Annotated in this window: 14 protein-coding genes; 8 read left to right on the plus strand and 6 right to left on the minus strand. The window is 42.3% G+C overall.

The features are described from left to right. Positions 1-35 precede the first annotated feature (35 nt). Positions 36-914, plus strand: a complete 879-nt coding sequence (locus ACQ76V_RS09910) for a serine hydrolase (protein WP_441000338.1) — start codon at positions 36-38, stop codon at positions 912-914. Positions 915-930: 16 nt separating this feature from the next. Further along, complete coding sequence (locus ACQ76V_RS09915) at positions 931-1,920, plus strand: NAD(P)H-dependent amine dehydrogenase family protein (protein WP_441000339.1); 990 nt, start codon at positions 931-933, stop codon at positions 1,918-1,920. Between the two features lie 436 nt (positions 1,921-2,356). Here the strand turns inward: ACQ76V_RS09915 and ACQ76V_RS09920 are convergent, their stop codons facing one another. Then, positions 2,357-4,000 (minus strand): N-acyl-D-amino-acid deacylase family protein, encoded by a 1,644-nt coding sequence (locus ACQ76V_RS09920; RefSeq protein ID WP_441000340.1) that lies wholly within the window; start codon positions 3,998-4,000, stop codon positions 2,357-2,359. A gap of 68 nt (positions 4,001-4,068) precedes the next feature. On the opposite strand from ACQ76V_RS09920, the gene ACQ76V_RS09925 reads away from it, so the two are divergent. Further along, positions 4,069-5,481 carry a D-alanyl-D-alanine carboxypeptidase/D-alanyl-D-alanine-endopeptidase gene (locus ACQ76V_RS09925; RefSeq protein ID WP_441000341.1) on the plus strand — a complete coding sequence of 471 codons (1,413 nt, stop codon included), beginning with the start codon at positions 4,069-4,071 and terminating at the stop codon, positions 5,479-5,481. 32 nt (positions 5,482-5,513) lie between these two features. On the opposite strand, the gene ACQ76V_RS09930 is transcribed toward ACQ76V_RS09925, so the two are convergent. From ACQ76V_RS09930 to ACQ76V_RS09940, 3 genes are all read right to left on the minus strand, one after another. Further along, entirely contained in the window at positions 5,514-6,857 is a 1,344-nt protein-coding gene (locus tag ACQ76V_RS09930) for an aspartate kinase (protein WP_441000342.1), read from the minus strand. Positions 6,858-6,938: 81 nt separating this feature from the next. After that, complete coding sequence (locus ACQ76V_RS09935) at positions 6,939-7,994, minus strand: S1 family peptidase (protein ID WP_441000343.1); 1,056 nt, start codon at positions 7,992-7,994, stop codon at positions 6,939-6,941. 150 nt (positions 7,995-8,144) lie between these two features. Next, positions 8,145-9,998: a cation:proton antiporter gene (locus ACQ76V_RS09940; RefSeq protein ID WP_441000344.1), complete on the minus strand. Its 1,854-nt coding sequence runs from the start codon at positions 9,996-9,998 to the stop codon at positions 8,145-8,147. Positions 9,999-10,249: 251 nt separating this feature from the next. On the opposite strand from ACQ76V_RS09940, the gene ACQ76V_RS09945 reads away from it, so the two are divergent. The 4 genes from ACQ76V_RS09945 (at position 10,250) to nhaA (ending at position 16,419) form a co-directional block, all read left to right on the plus strand. After that, positions 10,250-10,501: a hypothetical protein gene (locus tag ACQ76V_RS09945; protein WP_441000345.1), complete on the plus strand. Its 252-nt coding sequence runs from the start codon at positions 10,250-10,252 to the stop codon at positions 10,499-10,501. A gap of 73 nt (positions 10,502-10,574) precedes the next feature. Then, positions 10,575-12,701 carry an amino acid permease gene (locus tag ACQ76V_RS09950; RefSeq protein WP_441000346.1) on the plus strand — a complete coding sequence of 709 codons (2,127 nt, stop codon included), beginning with the start codon at positions 10,575-10,577 and terminating at the stop codon, positions 12,699-12,701. Between the two features lie 156 nt (positions 12,702-12,857). Continuing rightward, a complete protein-coding gene (locus tag ACQ76V_RS09955; protein ID WP_441000347.1) occupies positions 12,858-14,987 on the plus strand; it encodes an amino acid permease in 2,130 nt (709 codons plus the stop codon). A 73-nt stretch (positions 14,988-15,060) separates the two neighbouring features. Further along, positions 15,061-16,419 carry a Na+/H+ antiporter NhaA gene (gene nhaA, locus ACQ76V_RS09960; RefSeq protein ID WP_441000348.1) on the plus strand — a complete coding sequence of 453 codons (1,359 nt, stop codon included), beginning with the start codon at positions 15,061-15,063 and terminating at the stop codon, positions 16,417-16,419. A gap of 116 nt (positions 16,420-16,535) precedes the next feature. Here nhaA and ACQ76V_RS09965 read toward each other — a convergent pair whose 3' ends face one another. Continuing rightward, positions 16,536-17,543 (minus strand): hypothetical protein, encoded by a 1,008-nt coding sequence (locus ACQ76V_RS09965; protein WP_441000349.1) that lies wholly within the window; start codon positions 17,541-17,543, stop codon positions 16,536-16,538. A gap of 14 nt (positions 17,544-17,557) precedes the next feature. Continuing rightward, on the minus strand, positions 17,558-18,817 hold the full coding sequence (hisS, locus tag ACQ76V_RS09970) for a histidine--tRNA ligase (protein ID WP_441000350.1): 1,260 nt from the start codon (positions 18,815-18,817) through the stop codon (positions 17,558-17,560). Positions 18,818-18,986: 169 nt separating this feature from the next. On the opposite strand from hisS, the gene ACQ76V_RS09975 reads away from it, so the two are divergent. Further along, complete coding sequence (locus ACQ76V_RS09975) at positions 18,987-19,349, plus strand: GxxExxY protein (protein WP_441000351.1); 363 nt, start codon at positions 18,987-18,989, stop codon at positions 19,347-19,349. The last annotated feature ends 33 nt before the right edge of the window (positions 19,350-19,382 follow it).

Genomic DNA, 19,382 nt, shown 5'->3' on the forward strand with positions numbered 1-19,382 from the left:
TTAAATAGTTACTTATGAAGTTGTGTAAAAGTGTAATGAGTATAGCAATAGTATCTTTGTGCATGGTCGCTTGCACATCACCTCCCGAGACTATTGATCAATTAGAAAATAAGATCAGAAAGCAGTTAGCTTCTGTTGATGGGGAGTTTGCTATAGGTTTTAAAATGATTGATAGGGATCGAGAGCTATATATCAACGAGCGGGAGATGTTTCATGCTGCAAGTACCATGAAAACACCCGTAATGATTGAGCTTTTTAAGCAGGCTAATGCCGGCAATTTTTCGCTGGATGATTCAATACAGGTTAAAAATGAGTTTCGTAGTATTGTTGACAGCAGTCGCTACCAGATGGATATCGATGAGGACAGTGAAGGAGAGCTTTATGATCTTGTCGGACAACAGCGTCCCATTCGTGAGCTCATCAATGATATGATTACAAAGAGCAGTAATCTTGCTACCAATATCCTTATTGAAAAAGTAGGAGCTGGAAATGTTACTAAGACGATGCGCAATTATGGGGCAGATAGTATCAAAGTACTGCGTGGGGTAGAAGATATAAAAGCATATGAGCGGGGAATAAGTAACCGAACTACGGCTTTTGATGAAGTTATGATTTACGAAAAGCTGGCTCGGGGCGAAGTGGTCAACAAGGAAGCATCCGAAACAATGATTGCTATCCTCAAGGAACAAAAATTTAATGAGATGATTCCGGCCCAGCTCCCGAATGATGTAGAAGTAGCTCACAAAACGGGATGGATAACAGGGGTGAATCACGATGTGGGATTTGTAGAGCTACCTAACAGACAGCGATACGTATTAGTCCTTTTATCTAAGGAAGCAGAAGATCGTGAGCAGGTATTGAATACGTTGGCCGACATCTCACGAACGATATATGATTTTGTTCAAAACCAGTAACTCAAAAATATATTAGATGATAAAGGTAATACAGTTGGGGCTTGGACCCATCGGGCAGCGGTTAGCCCGATATTTAGTTGAACGAGATGGAATACAAATTGTCGGGGGCGTAGACCCCGATCCTAAGAAGGTTGGCAAAGATGTGGGAATTCTTGCAGGTTTCGAGGATTTGGGTATCCCCATTTCGCCGACGCTGGAGGAATGTTCTGCAACTGATAGTGCTGATGTAGCAGTGATCTCGACCGTCTCGTCCCTACAGAAAATGGAGTCTCAGATTAAAGAGGTTGTTGACTATGGTTTAGATATAGTATCAACATGCGAAGAGCTTTCGCATCCTTGGCAAACACAGCCCAGAATTGCCCAGAGCATTGATGAGCATTGCAAACAAAAAGAGGTTGCTTGTATTGGAACGGGTGTAAATCCGGGTTTTTTGATGGACTATCTGCCTTCTGTATTGACATCCGTTTGTCGAGAGGTAAGCCAAGTCAAAGTAGAGCGCGTGCAGGATGCACGTCCCCGCAGAAAACCGTTCCGGGATAAAATTGGTGCCGGGCTTACAAAATCTGAATTTGAAGCAAAAAGAGATAAAATCCGTCACGTTGGATTAACTGAGTCAGTCTATTTAATTGGCGATGCGATGAATTGGGAGCTGAACAATGTCAGAGAAAAAATGATGCCGATTTTGACTGAAACCCACATCAAAACAGAAAGCGGAACAGTTGCGAAAGGTGATGTTGCAGGGGTTCGTCAAATCGCCCGTGGCTATCAGGGAGATGAGGAAGTAATTACCTTGATATTTGAGGCGGCTGTTGGTATTGAGGATTCTCATGACAGTATTCAAATAACCGGAACACCCAGCTTTACCTCCAACATTGCAGGTGGCATTAATGGTGATATTGCCACTTCAGCTATTATTGTAAACGCCTTACAATCGATCACTCAAGCTGCGCCGGGTCTTAAAACAATGCTTGATATCCATGCTCCGGCATATTTCTCAAATTTGTAATAATACAACACTGTATTGCATGAAAATGATAGAAAAAGTTACAGCCGTATCAATTTTATTTTCATATTATTTTAATAGGATGCAAAACAGCTCCCAAACCAGAGTTTAAGGTTCATCAGAAGCCGATACAGTTTGATTCTGCACGGGCTCAGCTTTCGCAGCAATTGGAATCGAAAATGTAGGTACGAAAGATAATCGACTGACCGATGATCAATTGCATACAAATGTTCGGCTTATCAAGAATTTATCAGAAAAGCACAACATCCAATACTTGATAGGTCATTACGAATACCCCAGGTTTGAAAGAGACCCGCTGTGGAAATAACGCGATGACAAATACCGGACCGAGAAAATTGATCCCGGCCGGGAATTTATGCAAGAGCTTTGCCAGCGTGTATCAGACTTAAAGCTTAAGGGGGCCCCTAAACTCTAAAAATCATTTCTTATACCCGGGTCCATGAACTATGCGCCCCGGCGTTGCCCCTGTATGTTCGCCATCCTTTAGTACATGTGTGCCATTGACGAATACGTGTTCTATGCCCTCGGCATATTGATGCGGATCGGTATAAGTAGCTTTGTCCGTAATAGTTTCGGGGTTAAATATGACTATATCGGCAAAATGTCCTTCTTTGAGATATCCGCGCTTATCAATTTTTAGATTAGTTGACGGCAATCCTGTCAGTCGATGGATAGCTTCTTGCAATGAAATAACTTGTTCATCTCGGACGTACTTACCTAATAAGCGAGCAAAAGTTCCATAGGTTCGCGGATGGGTACTGGATTCGAGAATGTCACCTTCGGCAGCTACCGAGCGTGCATCCGAGCCAAAACTCATATACGGTTGCTCAATTTTACGCTCCACATTTTCCTCCGACATCACAAAAAAGACCGCGCCTATATCGCCGCCATTTTCAATTAGCAGATCAAGGATGGTTGGGATAGGATCAGTGCCCCGCCGTTCGCTCACCTCAGTGAAGCTTTTACCGTTGTATTTTTTAAGTGAATCTACCTCAAATTCGAGTAATAAAATATTATCCGGCGATCCGGCTAACTGATAGAAGTTTTCCCAGTCGGTTTTGGAGCTGCTCATTTCGGCTTCAATTTTGTTCCGAGTATCAGGGTCTTTTAACCGCTCTATAAAATCAGCTGTAGAACCTTCTTGCGCCCAAGGAGGGGTTGTGGCATCAATGCCTGTGGATGCGGCCGTGTATGTGTACATATTTGCCGAAATGTTGTGATCGAGTGCCCTGAGTGAATCGACTTTTTCAAGTACCGTATTGAGCTTAGACCAGTTTTGTTCACCGGCTGCTTTCAGGTGGTAGATCTGCGCGTCGATGTCAGCCTTAGTAGCAATTTCAAAGAATTCATCGGTCGCATCTAAAAGGTTATCACCTTCACTGCGAATATGAGAAACGTAGGTGCCGTTATACTCAGCAGCCGCTTTGGAGAGTGCAATAAGTTCATCCGTGTCAGCAAACCATGCCGGTGCATAAATCAGTGAAGAACCTAGGCCCATGGCGCCTTCCTCCATCGCTTCGCGCACGAGTCCTTGCATCTGGGTCAATTCCTCATCGGTGGGAGCACGGTCCTCTCGTCCGATAACATTTACGCGAATAGTTGTTGCACCTACAAACGAAGCTACATTTGGGCTTACCCCCTGATCAGTTAAGTATTCTAAAAATTCGCCAAGTGTCTTCCATGGCTCCCCATCATGCATCTGTTTATTAAGGGGCCCCATGGACGAGCCTTCACCAAAAATTTCGAGCGTTATGCCTTGCTTGATATCACTCATTGACCGGCCGTCGTTAAGCAGGCTATGATTGGCCCAGCTCAGCATGTTGATAAATCCCGGTACCACAGCTTTTCCTTCCGCATCAATAGTTGTTGCAGTTGATGCAGATTCAAGATCACCAATGGTGGCAATAGTATCATTTTTAATGCCAATATCAGTGGTCGTTGGTTTATCACCTGTACCGTCATAAACGATTCCGTTTTTAATAATCACGTCATAATCTGAGGAACAACCTGCTATAATAAGGGTAGTTGCAAAGATTAAAAGATAAAATAATTTTACGCGCATACGGTTTCGTTTTTCATTAAAAATTTGTTAGCTATGTTATCGGTTTTTTGCTTTTAAAGCACGCATGTATGGTTAATCTAACAAATGGGGACGGTGTAATGAAATTAACGGTTGTTAAATCTTTTACCATGCTGGTTATTGCTGCTCTGTTGGCGGGGGGATGTAAATCTTCTGAATCGGTCTTGGAAAACGAGGAATCAGAAAAGGATATGCCGGTATCCGCACTGGCAACGATGATTGATACCTCGCAGGTATTTTCGGCCAACTTAACCGGCTTTGCGCTGTACGATCCGGAAACCAATGAAATGATTCACAGTCAAAACGGAGATCGTTACTTTACACCGGCCTCGAATACCAAGCTTTTCACCTTTTATACAGGATTGAAATTATTACCGGATTCGCTAAAAGGATTGGAATACGAAGTGCGTGGCGATTCGCTGATTTTCTGGGGGACGGGTGACCCATCGTTTTTGCATCCCGACTTTGGCAATGACAAAGTCTATGAATTTTTAAAAAATAGGGAAGAAAAGCTCTTTTATTCTGATTCTAATTTTGACGATGAGCTGTTGGGACCGGGATGGTCGTGGAGCGATTATCAGTACTATTATCAGCCGGAAAAAGTACCGTTTCCCATGTTTGGAAATATTGTCCGGTTTACCATTCAAGAGATCGAGCTGCGTAAAATTGCCGAAACGGACAGCGGATTGGCGGTATCTCCTAAATATTTTCAGTCATTTATAAAGGAGAATGAACATCGAGATGATTTTATACACCGTGGCATGATGGATAACACTTTTTTGTACAAGCAAGAAGCTGACACGAGTACGTATACCATTGATAAGCCATTTCACTATAGCCCGGACTTATTTGCAAAAATGTTGTCGGATACGCTCGGTAAAAAAGTTGAATATGTGGATACTGAGCGTCCGGAATCCCCCAAAAAGATATACAGCATAAAATCGGATACTGCTTACAAGCGCATGCTGCAGCCAAGTGATAATTTTATTGCCGAACAGTTGTTGTTGGTTACGGCTTCCGAGTTGGGGATTCCGCTAAACTCGCGAAATGTTATCGAAAAGATGAAAAAAGAGTATTTGGAAATGTTACCACAGGAGCCTCAGTGGGTAGATGGTTCGGGACTATCGCGCTATAATATGTTTACTCCTGTATCGATGATTCGACTGCTGGAGGCAATTGATACTGAATTTAGCAATAATGAAAAGTTATATCATCTGCTTCCTGCGGGAGGTGAGCGAGGGACTATCCGTAGTTGGTATGCCCCGCGTGATGAAAGAGAAGAACCCTACGTTTTTGCAAAAACAGGAACGCTGAGTAATAATCACTCTCTTAGTGGATATCTGTTAACCAAAAGCGGTAAAAAGCTCTACTTCAGTTTTATGAATAATCACTATGTGGGATCTTCATCCATCGTAAAAAAAGAAATGGAGAAAGTGCTGTGGTATATTCATAGTACTTTTTAAGTGCCCCGGATATTTGGAAGTACCTTTAATAATTACTCAAACAGTTTTTGGTGGATATCCCTGACTACGGGAAGAACCTGATCTTTATCGACTACAAGATTGAGGTTCCCTTTTGCTCGACTGTATGAAATTAAATTTTGTGGTACGTTATTGACTTGAGTGAGAATATTAGTAACCAAAGATCTGTCGTTACTACAGCCTACCAGGCTGATGATTCCCTGCTGGTCTAAAACGTCTACTGATCCATACCCTTTAAGTTGTTCAATGACTTCATCAAGGTTAGCACCATTTTCGATGCCGATAGAAACTGAGGCCTCGGTTGTTGTTACCACATCTACCGCCAAGTGGTGCCACCGGAGAATGTCAAAAACCCCTGCTAAGAATTCATAACCCATCACGGTTTGGGATGATGTTACTGTAACTATGGTACAATTTTCTTTATAGGTGATGGCTTTAACCGGTCCTACACGGGTAGATTCGGAAGAAATGCGGGTACCGGACTTGTCAGGATCAAAAATATTTTTCACCCAGACCGGGATCTGTTTTTGGGATGCCGGTTTTGTCGTAGAGGGATGTAGTACCTTGGCACCAAAATAAGCGAGCTCTGTTGCTTCTTGGAAACTGAGTTGAGATATGGGTTTGGCATCCGGTACAAAACGGGGATCACAGGTGAAAATGCCACTCACATCAGTCCATATTTCAATGGCTTCAGCATTAAGTGCTGCCCCGATTAAGCTTGCTGAATAATCAGAACCCTCGAATCCCAACGTAGTGGTATGGCCGTGGTCATCTATCCCATAATAACCGCCCATAATGGGAACCTGTCCATTATCAATTATCTTTTTCAGGGATGCAGATTGGTTGGCTATATAGTCCTCATTGGGATTAGCTTTCCCAAAATCTGAGTCTGTGCGGATGATATCGCCAGCATCGACCCAGCGGGTGGAAAGTCCTACAGTTGAGGCACACTGGGCAAATAAATAAGATGAGAGCTGCTCCCCAACAGAGGCTATTGCATCTTTCTTTTGGGCGGTTAGCTCCTGCTCACTGTTGATGGTCTTAAGTTGGGTTTCCAGCCCATCTGAAAGTTCATCAATCCGGTTGTTACAGTTGTCTAAGACAGATGCGTCGTTCGGGGATCCATCAAAGAAATCTTGAATTATCTTTTTGTGTCGGTGGTTAATCTCTGAAGCAATACTATAGGATTCATCGATATCATCAAGGGCCGTTCTTGCCGCTTCAATGAGCTTGCGCGTTGTTCGAGATGTAGCAGAAACAACCACAAAAGGGGATTCATAACGTTTAATAATATTGACAACCTGTTGCCAGGTCTGGGCATCACTCATTGAAGTTCCGCCGAATTTAAGAATACGCATCAAACTGATGTTTTATGTTGATAAATTTGTGTACGGACGTAATAAATTGGGTATCACTAATATCACACCCCAAACTTTAGTCTACTGTAGCGAAGACAGTTGGTTAAATCCTTTGCGTTCAAGAAGTGATCGCTGTTCTCTTAAAAACTCTTTTACTTGGTTTATTGGGATGGCTTGTGTGATACCATAATTAATGCGGGATTTTTGTGCTACATATACAGAATCGGAGTAGGGGCGTGTAATTCTTGAATACGTATCTTCATTGGGCCGGGGTACTAAGATGTTTTCGCGGCTTACGGTAGATGAACTTGCCATTCCCACCCATTGGAAGGATTCAAAATTATCGTTGCTGGCTAAAATCAATCCCCCGCTGATACCCGGATTGAAAATGGCGTCGGTAACAAAAAAGCGGTCATTCCAGCTTTCTGAAGAACTGGCTAATCCCCGGGTGACTATGGGATAACTTTTGGGAAATCCTAACACGTATATCAGTGATCCCAATTGCAGAAAATCACTGTTACCCGCTCTAATCGATAGGGGATAAAGGTCCAGATTGCTAACTTGTTCGAATTCTACATTTAAAAGCGCCAAATCTGAACGGGATTTGGTAGCTATAACTTCGAAGGGTTGTAGCTCTGAAGAAGTGTATACAAGGTTTGTTTGGTTTCTCTTAATACTGATAGATTCTATATAAGTATCCTCAGGAATATCCGCCCCTTCGTAATAGGTGATCATGGTATCAGGGAAAAAAACCGTGTGATGACAGGTAACCAGCAGTGAGTTTTGGTTATTGCGACCGAGAATAATGGCCGTTCCGCCCGTACTCTCTTCTACAGAGGTTTGGGAGGTAGCAATATCTTTTGGATTGTTGGTTTTGATGTCGGCCAGTGTTATCGCTTTGCCACTAAATTCAAAGTTGTTATAAAATCCGGTAGAAACGATACGAACAACCGACTGTTGGGCATTTTTTAACTTGGAACTGATATCTCGATGTGGGAATGCAGAAGTATAGTATTCAGAATATTCCGTTTTCTGTTGACGAGACGGTTCTGTAGAAGTTGATTGCTGAGAGCTGCTACAGAAAGTAAGTGTTAGAGCAATTGTAAATAGGGATAATATTGCCAACAAATTTTTCATAGAGTAGTTGTTTTAATTATGAGCAACAGCTGTTGCAATTATATCATACAAGCAGTTCTACTGCATTGTACTATTAATTTTACAAAAACTGCTATCCATTTTTAAAACGGATGGGAAAAATGGATTAGTATATTTTAAACTTTTTGAGTTCTACTGCTCCGAAATGGTAGCGTCTATAGAATTACTTTCCTGCTTTATGTGCTTGCGGATCTCATCATCCAGGTGAATATAAAATGCTTGGTCGCCTTTGGCAGGTGAGGGTGGATTATCCACGGTATACGGAAAAATTTCGTTATTTGAGGTGATTAGAAACAAAGGAATGTATTGCTCTCCAATTTGCTGTTTAAATTCAGCGACAGGATGCTCCTCATCAAATGTAATAGATTGGATTTCTGTGTTTTTTGAAAAGAAACGGGATAAATTTTCAAAATTTAAGCGTTCATGAAATAAGATTCGGCCACTCAGGTGACGGGTTACATCTTTATTTTCCATCTGTCCCTGGGTGTTGGGGGCCAGCTGAAAAACGTGCGACCGACCGAATATTTCTCCGAATCGAAGGGCGGCAAGTGAGTTTGTTTCATCATTGGGCGTCAATGAAAGCATGCGTCCCACGCCATCAAGATTCAATTCTTCCAAAGCAAATTCTGATAAGATATTACCGTGGTATGTTTCAATTCCCTTAGATTTGGCACGACTTATGTTTTTCCAGTTTGAATCAGCAATTAATACTTTAAAGCCTTCTTTTTTGACCGCTGTTGCAATTTTCAAGGCCCATCTGTGAGCTCCAAGAATTAAAAGACCATTTGGTACAGGTTTGGCAACGCCTAATTTTCGAGCTACCCATGCAGCCGGCAGACCGTAAATGGTGACTGTGCCAATAATCACGAGAAAAACAATAGGCACCAGCTCGTTGGCATGTTCAAAACCATTTTCTGCTAAAGAAATCGCAAAAATGGAAGAAATAGAGGCTGCCACAACACCGCGCGGTGCCATCCAGCAAAGAAAAAGTTTTTCTCGCCAATTAATTTCTGAAAAATACGTCGATATATACACTCCAACGGGACGAGCAATAAGAATTAGGATGGCAAGGAAAGCTGCGAAGTTCCAGCTCACATTATGGATTAAACTGCTTAATTCTACTCGTGCTGCCAGTAGAATAAACAAAGCAGACAACAGTAGCACACGTAAATTTTCTTTGAATTCGGTTATGTGGTGTATACGGGCTGTCTTTTGGTTTGCCAATGCGATACCCATTAAGGTAGTGGCCCAGAGTCCCGATTCGGGTTGAAGCATATCAGATATCGTAAATACGGTAACTACCACCATAAGATTTACCGGGTTTTGCAGATAATCGGGAAGAAGATGGCGCTTGAGGAGAAAATATATCAATGCGGCACCGCCCAATCCTACGAGCGTACCAAAAAAGATGGTTTTTACGATACTCATCATGGCAACGCTGGTAGCGGCAGAAAAACTGGTGCTTAAAATCACTTCAAAGACGAGAACAGCAAGCATGGCCCCAATAGGATCAATAACAATCCCTTCCCATTTTAGGATAGATCCTACTTGTCCGGAAGGGCGAACCTGACGAAGTAAGGGAATAATAACGGTTGGACCGGTAACGACAAGAATGGCGCCAAGCAGTATAGAAAGTTCCCAGTCGAACGTAAAAAGGTAGTAAGCCGAAACAGCGGTTATGCCCCACGTTAAGATAACTCCTATACTTACGAGGTTCCCAACGGTGCTGCCAATATCTTTAAGTTCTGAAAACCGAAGGCTTAATCCACCTTCAAAAAGAATAATTGCAACAGATACTGAAATAAACGGAGAGAGCAGGTCGCCCATTAAATGGTCCGGATTAAGAAGTCCGAAAACAGGACCTGCAAGGACCCCGCTAATCAACAAAAGTAAGATAGCTGGTAGTTTAAAGCGCCAGGCAACCCATTGTGCGCCAATGCCAAACAGCAGAATACTTGTTATACCAATTAAGAGATGTTCACCCATGAATCGCCGGAAATATTTTTTTTGTTATCACAAATGATGAAAATCTATAAATGAGTGGTTAGAAACAAAATTATTACAGCTTTCTTATTGAGTAGCAACTGAAGACAGAACCAGTTAAAATAAATTGGGTATAGAATCTTTAAATATTACTATGGGATTAAAAATAGTTAAAATCGGGCCAATAATTTTAGGAATAATACAATCCTTGTATTTTAGAGTCTCAATCAATAGTAACTGTCAAGCAAATACTCATGGACAGCCAAATAAAAAATAAACTTATTATAGAATTTTCTTGGCTGTTGGGAATTATTATAGCCTCAGCTGCATTAGAGTATGCTATTATAGTATTTTTTGACCTACACCCGATCTTAAGTGTTAAGATACAAGGGTTTATCGGTCTTGTTGTAGTCGCATATATTATTCGTATGATAGCTCGAATGGGGAAACAGGGAGTTATTGCTTTTGAGGATGATGAACAAGAAAAATCTGGAGAACGGGAATAACATTTCACAATAATTTTTTTTGATAAGCTGTTTTTTCAATTCTGAATAGCTTTAAAACCACAATTATTTCATTTTGGCAGAACTGAAAGATTCCAAAAAACTTAACAAAACACTTGGAGCATTTGATGTATTCGCAATAGCAACGGGAGCTATGTTTAGTTCCGGTTTGTTTTTATTACCGGGCTTGGCTGCAAGTGTTACGGGTCCCTCAGTTTTTCTGGCCTATCTGGTTTCAGGTATTTTGGTCATTCCTACTATGTTGAGCAAAGCAGAACTCGGTACAGCTTTTCCACGGGCGGGTGGCACTTATTATATCATCGATCGGACGTTGGGGCCCTTAATGGGCAGCATCGGTGGATTTGGTTCGTGGTTGTCCCTTGTTTTTAAAAGTGCTTTTGCCCTTATCGGAATGGGAGCATATATCTCAATCTTTTTTGAAGTACCCATAACACCGGTTGCCGTTATGCTGACTCTTGCATTTGGCGCACTAAATATTTTTGGAGCAAAAGAGACAAGCAGACTTCAGAATATCCTGGTTATCACGTTGCTTTCGGTTATGGCTTTTTACCTGGTGCAAGGCTTTTCTTACCTCTTTTCATTAGATATGCTGGATATCCACCGAGAGAAGTTTACCCCCTTTTTTAAGGATGGGATGCAGGGTTTCTTTGCTACTGTCGGAATGGTATTTGTTTCCTATGCCGGACTCACAAAGGTTGTGAGCGTCGCGGAAGAGGTTGAAGATCCGGATAAAAATATACCGCGCGGCATGTTTCTGTCGATATTAACCGCCATTGTGGTATATGTTGCGGGCGTTATTTTGATGACATCCGTTTTGGAACCCGAAGCGTTTTATAAAGATTTAACCCCTGTTGCTACTGCCGGTAACGTGTTTTTGAATTGGTTGCCGGGTGATACAGGTCTCATTTTAGTGGTAATAGCTGCGATTGCTGCCTTTGCATCAACAGGTAACGCCGGTATTATGTCAGCCTCCCGATTTCCCTTAGCCATGGCCCGTGATAAATTAGTTCACTCCAACTTTTCGAAGTTAGGGAAGTTTGATACTCCGGTTTATTCTATTGTTGCAACCACGGGTATGATGGTGTTTTTACTGCTGGTTTTTAATGTGAAGGAAGTGGCCAAGTTGGCCAGTGCATTTAAACTATTGCTATTTGGCCTCCTGAATTTGGCGGTTATTGTGATGCGTGAAAGCCAAATTGAAGAGTATGATCCCGGTTATACCTCACCGTTTTATCCCTGGGTGCAAATGCTGGGGATGTTAACCTCGGGACTATTGATACTTGAGATGGGTATTTTATCTATTCTATTTACCGTCGCGATCACCATAATGTCGGTAGCTTGGTATTACTATTATGCCTATGGAAAAATTGATCGCCAAGGGGCTATATTTCATGTAAGTGAGCGATTGGCACAATACAAAGATCGCGGCCTTGAACATGAAATGCGCCATATTTTGCAAGAGAAAGGGTTACGCGACGAAGACCCATACGAGCTGGTTGTAAGTAAGGCTACAATATTGGATGTAACTGACAAGCAGACCACCTACGAAGATATCGTAAAAAAAGCCTGCACCACACTGGCAACCAAAGTGAGTATGGATAAGGAGGAGCTAATCAAAGCCTTTAATAAAGAGGATGATTTCGGAGCACTTTCGATCGGTAAAGGGGCGGCTTTAAATCATACGCGAATACCGGTTGAGGCAGAGCCGGAGTTGTTTATTGTGCGAATCAAAAATGGATTGGTTACGCGCGATACCTGCTTTGAGGACGATACGGAAGATCAGGAGAAACACAAGTTTTATGCCTTGTTCTTTTTAGTCAGTTCAGAAAAAGATGCTACACAGCACCTGCGATTTTTAGCCCACATGGCTGAAATGATTGATCACGAGAATTTCTTTGAACGTTGGATTTCGGCAAAGGATGAGGCAGAACTTCGGGAAGTATTGCTCCGGAACGAACGGTTTATCAATATTTTTGTTCGCTCTGATGATAAAACGGCCAAACTGATTGGCAAAAAAGTACATGAGATCGACCTGCCGGGAGAAAGTCTTGTAGCTATATTAAAAAGAGGGGAAAGTGTTAATATACCCCATGGCAATACAGAAATTCGAGAGGGAGATAAATTGTCGATCATTGGGCAGATTGAGGATATTAAGCAGATAAAAGAACTCAAAGGTAAATAGTTGGCGTCGATACCTGTGAGCAGATAACAAAAGAAGATGTCCTGTTAACTTTATTAGTACTCTATCAACAAAATAGATAAGAAGTTTTTTTAAGAAAATGACTTATTTTCTTAAACTCTGAATTAAAATTTCATAAACGATTTAACCAAAAAGACCATGCAGCACGAAAAACTGGAAAAGCAACTTGGATTGTGGGATGTATATGCAATTGCTACGGGAGCAATGTTTAGTTCCGGATTTTTTCTGTTGCCGGGTATTGCTGCAGCCATAACAGGTCCGTCGGTATTTATTGCCTATTTTGTTTCAGGTCTTCTTGTATTACCGACTATGTTTAGCGTGGCAGAGTTAGCCACTGCCATGCCTAAAGCCGGGGGGACCTACTATATTATTGATCGAAGTCTTGGACCGGTGATGGGGACGGTTGGAGGTTATGGTTCCTGGCTGGCCTTGGTGTTAAAAAGTGCGTTCGCTTTAATTGGTATGGGCGCTTACATCTCAATTTTTATTGAGCTGCCCATTGTGCCGGTTGCTATCGTCTTGACGCTTGTTTTCGGAGTCCTAAATATTGTAGGAGCCAAAGAGACTACGGCTCTGCAAAAAGTATTGGTTGCTGCCCTGATAAGCATTATGACTTTTTATATTGCTCAGGGATTGTTTGCCGTTTTTTCGGCCGACTTTTTTGAGGTTACACGTAAACAGTTTACTCCACTTTTTATTGATGGCGCTACCGGGTTTTGGGCTACCGTAGGGATGGTTTTTGTTTCCTATGCCGGACTTACAAAAGTTGCCAGTGTGGCCGAAGAAGTTAGAAATCCCGATAAAAATATTCCGTGGGGCATGTTTCTCTCAATTATGTCGGCCATATTTGTGTACGTTGCCGGTGTGTTTATCATGGTTTCGGTATTAGATCCCGCTGAATTCCGAGAAGATCTTACTCCCGTTGCCACGGCCGGCGAAGCCTTTATGAGCTGGTTGCCGGGTGAAACAGGTATTTTATTGGTGGTAATAGCGGCGGTAGCGGCTTTTGCTTCTACCGGTAATGCGGGTATTATGTCAGCTTCGCGCTATCCGTTGGCAATGGCCCGTGACAAGCTTATTGATAATCGATTTTCAAAAATTGGTTCCTTGGGCACACCCGTTATTGCTATTATTGCCACAGTATTTCTAATGATTTTCTTTCTTGTGGCTTTTGATGTGGCCCAGGTAGCAAAACTGGCCAGTGCATTTCAGCTGCTACTGTTTGGCTTATTGAATCTGGCAGTAATTGTAATGCGTGAAAGCAAAATTGAGGAGTATGATCCCGGTTTCAATTCTCCACTTTATCCTTGGCTACAGATAGTTGGAATGATCCTTTCGGCTGTTCTAATACTGGAAATGGGACTTCTCTCTATTCTCTTCACGCTTGTGGTAAGTATTTTTAGTATTGGTTGGTTTTACTATTATGCGTATGGCAAAATTGATCGAGAGGGTGCTATTTTTCATGTAACGGCTCGTCTCGGCAAGCGCAAAGATCAGGGATTGGAGCGAGAAATGCGTGGTATCCTTCGAGAGAAAGGACTGCGTGAAGAAGATCCTTACGAACATGTTGTGGCTGGTGCTGCGGTTATTGATGAACCAAACAAAAACCTGAGTTATAAAACGATTATAAAACAGGCTTCTGATATTTTTGCTGATCGTTTAGATATGGATCAGGAGTTTCTTGTTAATAGTTTTTGCAGGGCTCAGGATATGGGAACAATACCTCTTGGCAATAGCACCGTTATTAATCATATCCGGGTTGAAGAAGACTGCGATCCGCAGATGGTACTGGTGCGTATTCCGGAAAGTATTACTGTTTCTACTGAGGGATTTGAGGTTCTCGATGAGGATGAAACAGGAGAGGTTGAAAACTTGTGTGCAATGATCTTTTTGGTGAGTTCATCCGAAAATTCCAGTCAGCATCTGCGATTAATAGCCCACTTGGCTGAGATGATTGACAGTAGACACTTTATTGAACGATGGAAAAGCGCTGAAAATGAATCAGAGCTGCGAGAGATACTCCTGCGAGATGAACGTTTTATCAATATTACTCTTAGCGAAGATAATAAAACCAAGACGCTTATTGGCAAAGAGATAATGGAAATTGATCTCCCGGGGGAGAGTTTAGTAACTATTCTAAAAAGAAACGGAGATATCAAAATACCCCACGGACATACTTTATTGGAAGAGGGGGACGAGTTGTCGATCATAGGAGAGGTCGAAGATATCGAAAAAGTGAAAGAATGGCGTAAATCTGATGACGGATAATGAAATTCGTATTATCTAAGATTGCGCAAAATGTTATATTCAACACGTAATTTTAAAGTAAAAAAATAGGAAAGTGACAGATAACAGTAACGGTTTAGTAAAGAAGATTAAGGGCTTTTTCCAAAAAGACTCGGCGGCAGGTATGATGCTTTTGTATTCTACAATACTTGCCTTAATTGTAGCAAATAGCCCGCTTTATGAGTGGTATCATCACTTGTTAGAACTACACATATCGATTGGGGTCGGTGATCTTGTGATTGATGAATCCGTCCACCACTGGATTAACGATGGGCTGATGGCCATATTTTTTCTGCTCGTTGGGTTAGAAATAAAACGAGAGCTTAAATATGGAGAACTTTCGACTGTTCAGTCAGCTTTGTTACCGGCTGTTGCTGCGGTTGGCGGAGCTGCGTTGCCTGCGTTAATATTCTGGGGTTTTAATGCAGGTACCGGTTATATGGATGGCTGGGCCATTCCCATGGCGACGGATATCGCATTTGTTATTGGAATTGTTGCACTGCTGGGTTCCCGGGTTCCGGTCTGGGCCAAGGTTTTTGTAACCGCTATTGCGGTCGTGGATGATCTTATTGCTGTTCTTGTGATTGCCTTTTTCTACACCGAGTCAATCAGCATGGTAGCATTGGGCGTTGGCGGCCTTTGTTTGCTTGTATTGATGCTGTTTAATTACCGCGGAGTCAATAAAATTTCTCCGTATATGATTATTGGATTTATTATGTGGTGGGCTGTTCTTAAGTCCGGCGTTCACGCAACAATCGCGGGTGTTATGCTTGGATTTGTAATGCCTGCCAGCCGCGGATGGAGTCTCGAGCGTTTGAAAGAATACGCACAGGAAGGATTTGATCTGTTTAAACAAGCAGAAGACGAAGATATGCCAGTTACCAAAGAACAGGCACTGCATCACATGGAAGAAACGGTAGAACATGCCGAGTCACCCCTACACCGCCTGGAGCACAAGCTGCACTTCTCGGTCTATTTTCTGATTATGCCGATCTTTGCTTTTGCCAATGCAGGGGTTATTTTTGATCCCGAAGTGATGGGCCATGCTTTTGTTTCAACCTTGACGTGGGGTATCGCTATCGGATTATTTGTAGGTAAGCAAATCGGTATTTTAGGGTTTACCTGGATTCTCACCAAGTTAGGCTTCACGGATTTGGCTGATAACAAAGAAACCTGGAAGGTGGTATATGGCGTTGCTCTACTTGCAGGAATTGGATTTACGATGTCACTATTTATTGCTAATCTATCCTTTGAGGCCGGATCTGAAGTTCTTGAGTTTGGAAAAGTGGGAATTTTAATAGGTTCACTTGCCAGTGGGCTGTTGGGTTATTACTTCCTTAGCCGACGTCCGGATTATGGGGCAGATACACAACAACCTTACGATGTTCCAGAGGGAAGTGAAGCAACTTCTTAATTCTTAGATCAGTTTGTTTTTTAAAGGCGGCCTTTATCGGGTCGCCTTTTTTATTTTATGCTGGTGTAAATTAAACTGACTGGTATGCCCGAAAGTACCGGAAGTTTACCTAACTCTTATTCAGTAATTTTGGGATTATCAATAGAGCCTTGCAATTGAATGGTAATTCCTTCTTGCGATTTCGGTAGGGTGATGGATAACAGCTTTTCGATATTGGTTAATACATTACCGAATGTTTCCGAAAAATCGGAGAGAGAAACCTTCATGTTCCTAAATTCAGAATCTTGCAGCGGTTTGTTAAGAATGATGTGTCCCCCGCTGGTAAATAGGGCTAATTCTGATTTAAGAGTAGATTCGATCGCTAAGGTATCCACGGCTTGAGAAGCCGGCTTGGACCGAAGCTCTGCATGTTGAAAAGGGATAGCATCAGATTGATAGCCAAAGCCTTTAATGAAGAAACTGTACTTGTTTTGGAAGGGCTCAGGGGGTGTCCAGATGAGCGAATCCAGCCGTATGCTATGCGCCCCTTCTTTCCAGAAGTTTGTTTGTCCTTTAGAAATGGTCCCTGAATAATTCAGCTTTTGTGCCTTAACTTTTGAAATTAAGGTTTGAGGAATCGAAAAAGTTACACTACTACTTTTAATTTCAATAGCGTGATCAGCCTGGAAAGGTATTCCGTTTACAGCACTTGTAATCCCATCAAGGGCATTCCCTTGAAACGAAACCGTAAGCGAATCCGATTTTATTTCTTGCAGCTTTGCTTTGTTGGTATAAGAAGGTGATACCACCGAAACGTTGGTATTATCCACATGGCTCAACCCATATTCAATACCACCAAAATAGATGTTTAAAAAGTCGAGGTAATTGAGGTCGACTTTGAGTTGCCGTGCACGTTCGATATGATTTCCTAAAATTATATTAAGGTCACTAATCGTGATATCTGCCGAGAAAGGGGCTACCTCTATATTGGAATACTGAACAGAAATCGTGGTTGCTTTTTCAGTCTGTTCCTGGATAGCCTCATCTATTTGCTGCTCCGCTTGTGAAGCTGCTAAGAAGTGATAGCCGATAACAGCTATCACGAGAAACAGAGCACCTATGAGATAATATTTTATATTTTTCATAGATGCGTTTGGCCTTAGTTAGTGAGCTTGTTTAGAATCTCTTCAAAAGTATACGATTCTTCTTCGCTTTCTTTCATATTGCGGAGCGTAAACTTACCCTCAGCGAGCTCATTGCCGCCCACAATAATAACATGACGTGCATTTTCGCGGTCGGCGTCTTTCATCTGTGCTTTAATAGAACGACCGATATAATCCATGGAGGCCGAAAGTCCGGCGCTGCGCAGTTTCGGAAGGTGGTTGATGCCCCATTTACGGGCTTCATCGCCAAGCGTAACGATATAGACATCCAACATCTCTTCTTCGACAAGATCAATACCGAGCTCTTCACAAGCGATGAACAGGCGCTCCATGCCGGCAGCAAATCCTACAGCAGGGGTATGTTGGCCGCCAATCTCCTCAATTAGCAGATCGTAGCGTCCGCCGCCGCCGAGTGCGTCCTGCGCTCCTAAATCGGGACTGATAAGCTCAAAGGCAGTGCGTGTATAGTAATCGAGTCCGCGGACCATGTGTGGGTCCTCTTCAAAGGAGATGTCCAGTTCATCCAGTAACTCTTTGACTTGGGCGTAGTGCTGCGCGGTCTCTTCCGTTAAAAAGTCCGTAATTATGGGAGCATCTTCTATAAACGTTTGATCCTCTTCTTCTTTGGAATCCAGAATCCGAAGGGGATTTTTTTCAAAGCGTTCCTTGGAAATATCACTCATCTCTTCAAGATGGGGACGAAAATAATCCTTGAGTGCTTTGGTGTAAGCCTTTCGACTTTCGGGGTCACCAACCGAATTGATTTTTAATGTCGTATTGCTGATGCCAACGCGATCGTAAATCGACATCATTAGTGCAATGATATCAACGTCAGCAGCGGGATCATCAGCGCCAATAATTTCGGCACCGAACTGGTGGAACTGGCGCTGGCGACCTTTTTGCGGTTTCTCGGCGCGGAACATCGGCCCAATATAATATAAGTTTTGCGTACCGCCGCGCTGCTCAAGGTGATGTTCTACAAAGGCGCGGGCCACGGGTGCAGTACATTCAGGGCGCAAGACATATTGATCCTCTCCGCGTTCAAAGGCGAACATCTCTTTGGTGACGATATCAGTCAGCTGACCTACACCACGAGCGATCAGTTCCGTCTGCTCCATGATGGGCGTACGGATCTCCTCAAAGTTAAACTTTTTGGCCTCCTCATGGATGATGCGTTCCAGTGCTTGCCATTTTCCTACTTCGTCGGGCAGGATGTCCACCATCCCCACATGCGTGCTAAAGGTCGGTTGCGCCATGAATTCTTTTAGATCAGTTGTAAAAATTATTCGGCTCAAAGATAACGGTCTGGTAATAGAAATTCTCACTCAATTTCGTAAGGATAGCTCCAATTTTTGATCTTACTAATAGCCGCGGATTTTCACGGATATAAAACGGATTCTTGAAAACATGTTAAAACATCGGAAATTGAGCAGGAAAATAATCAGAAGTTTTTATGACGTTTATAATGAACTTGGGACTGGTTTTCTGGAATTGGTATATGAAAATTCATTTTATATACTTCTGAATGAATCTGGACTTGATGTAGAGCAACAAGTTCCAATATCAGTTTATTTTAAAGGTCATGAAGTTGGAAAGTACGTGGCTGATCTTATTATAGAGAATAAAATCTTAATAGAATTAAAATCCGTGTCTTCATTATTGCCTCAACATGATGCTCAGATTCTAAACTATTTGAAGGCAACAGATATTAATATTGGGCTAATGATGAACTTTGGTGATGAGCCGGAATTTAAGCGTCTTGTCTTCGAGCGAAAAAGGAATAATTAATTTTGTATCCGTGGTAATCTGCGTAAATCCGCG

This window comes from Fodinibius sp. SL11, from assembly GCF_052060035.1.
Lineage (GTDB): Bacteria > Bacteroidota > Rhodothermia > Balneolales > Balneolaceae > Fodinibius.

What these genes read in the sequence shown, in the direction of transcription:
- ACQ76V_RS09910 (WP_441000338.1), top strand. Translation starts at nt 36, where the DNA reads ATGAGTATAGCAATAGTATCTTTGTGCATGGTCGCTTGCACATCACCT.
- ACQ76V_RS09915 (WP_441000339.1), top strand. Translation starts at nt 931, where the DNA reads ATGATAAAGGTAATACAGTTGGGGCTTGGACCCATCGGGCAGCGGTTA.
- ACQ76V_RS09920 (WP_441000340.1), bottom strand. Translation starts at nt 4,000, where the DNA reads ATGCGCGTAAAATTATTTTATCTTTTAATCTTTGCAACTACCCTTATT.
- ACQ76V_RS09925 (WP_441000341.1), top strand. Translation starts at nt 4,069, where the DNA reads ATGGTTAATCTAACAAATGGGGACGGTGTAATGAAATTAACGGTTGTT.
- ACQ76V_RS09930 (WP_441000342.1), bottom strand. Translation starts at nt 6,857, where the DNA reads ATGCGTATTCTTAAATTCGGCGGAACTTCAATGAGTGATGCCCAGACC.
- ACQ76V_RS09935 (WP_441000343.1), bottom strand. Translation starts at nt 7,994, where the DNA reads ATGAAAAATTTGTTGGCAATATTATCCCTATTTACAATTGCTCTAACA.
- ACQ76V_RS09940 (WP_441000344.1), bottom strand. Translation starts at nt 9,998, where the DNA reads ATGGGTGAACATCTCTTAATTGGTATAACAAGTATTCTGCTGTTTGGC.
- ACQ76V_RS09945 (WP_441000345.1), top strand. Translation starts at nt 10,250, where the DNA reads ATGGACAGCCAAATAAAAAATAAACTTATTATAGAATTTTCTTGGCTG.
- ACQ76V_RS09955 (WP_441000347.1), top strand. Translation starts at nt 12,858, where the DNA reads ATGCAGCACGAAAAACTGGAAAAGCAACTTGGATTGTGGGATGTATAT.
- ACQ76V_RS09965 (WP_441000349.1), bottom strand. Translation starts at nt 17,543, where the DNA reads ATGAAAAATATAAAATATTATCTCATAGGTGCTCTGTTTCTCGTGATA.
- hisS (WP_441000350.1), bottom strand. Translation starts at nt 18,817, where the DNA reads ATGGCGCAACCGACCTTTAGCACGCATGTGGGGATGGTGGACATCCTG.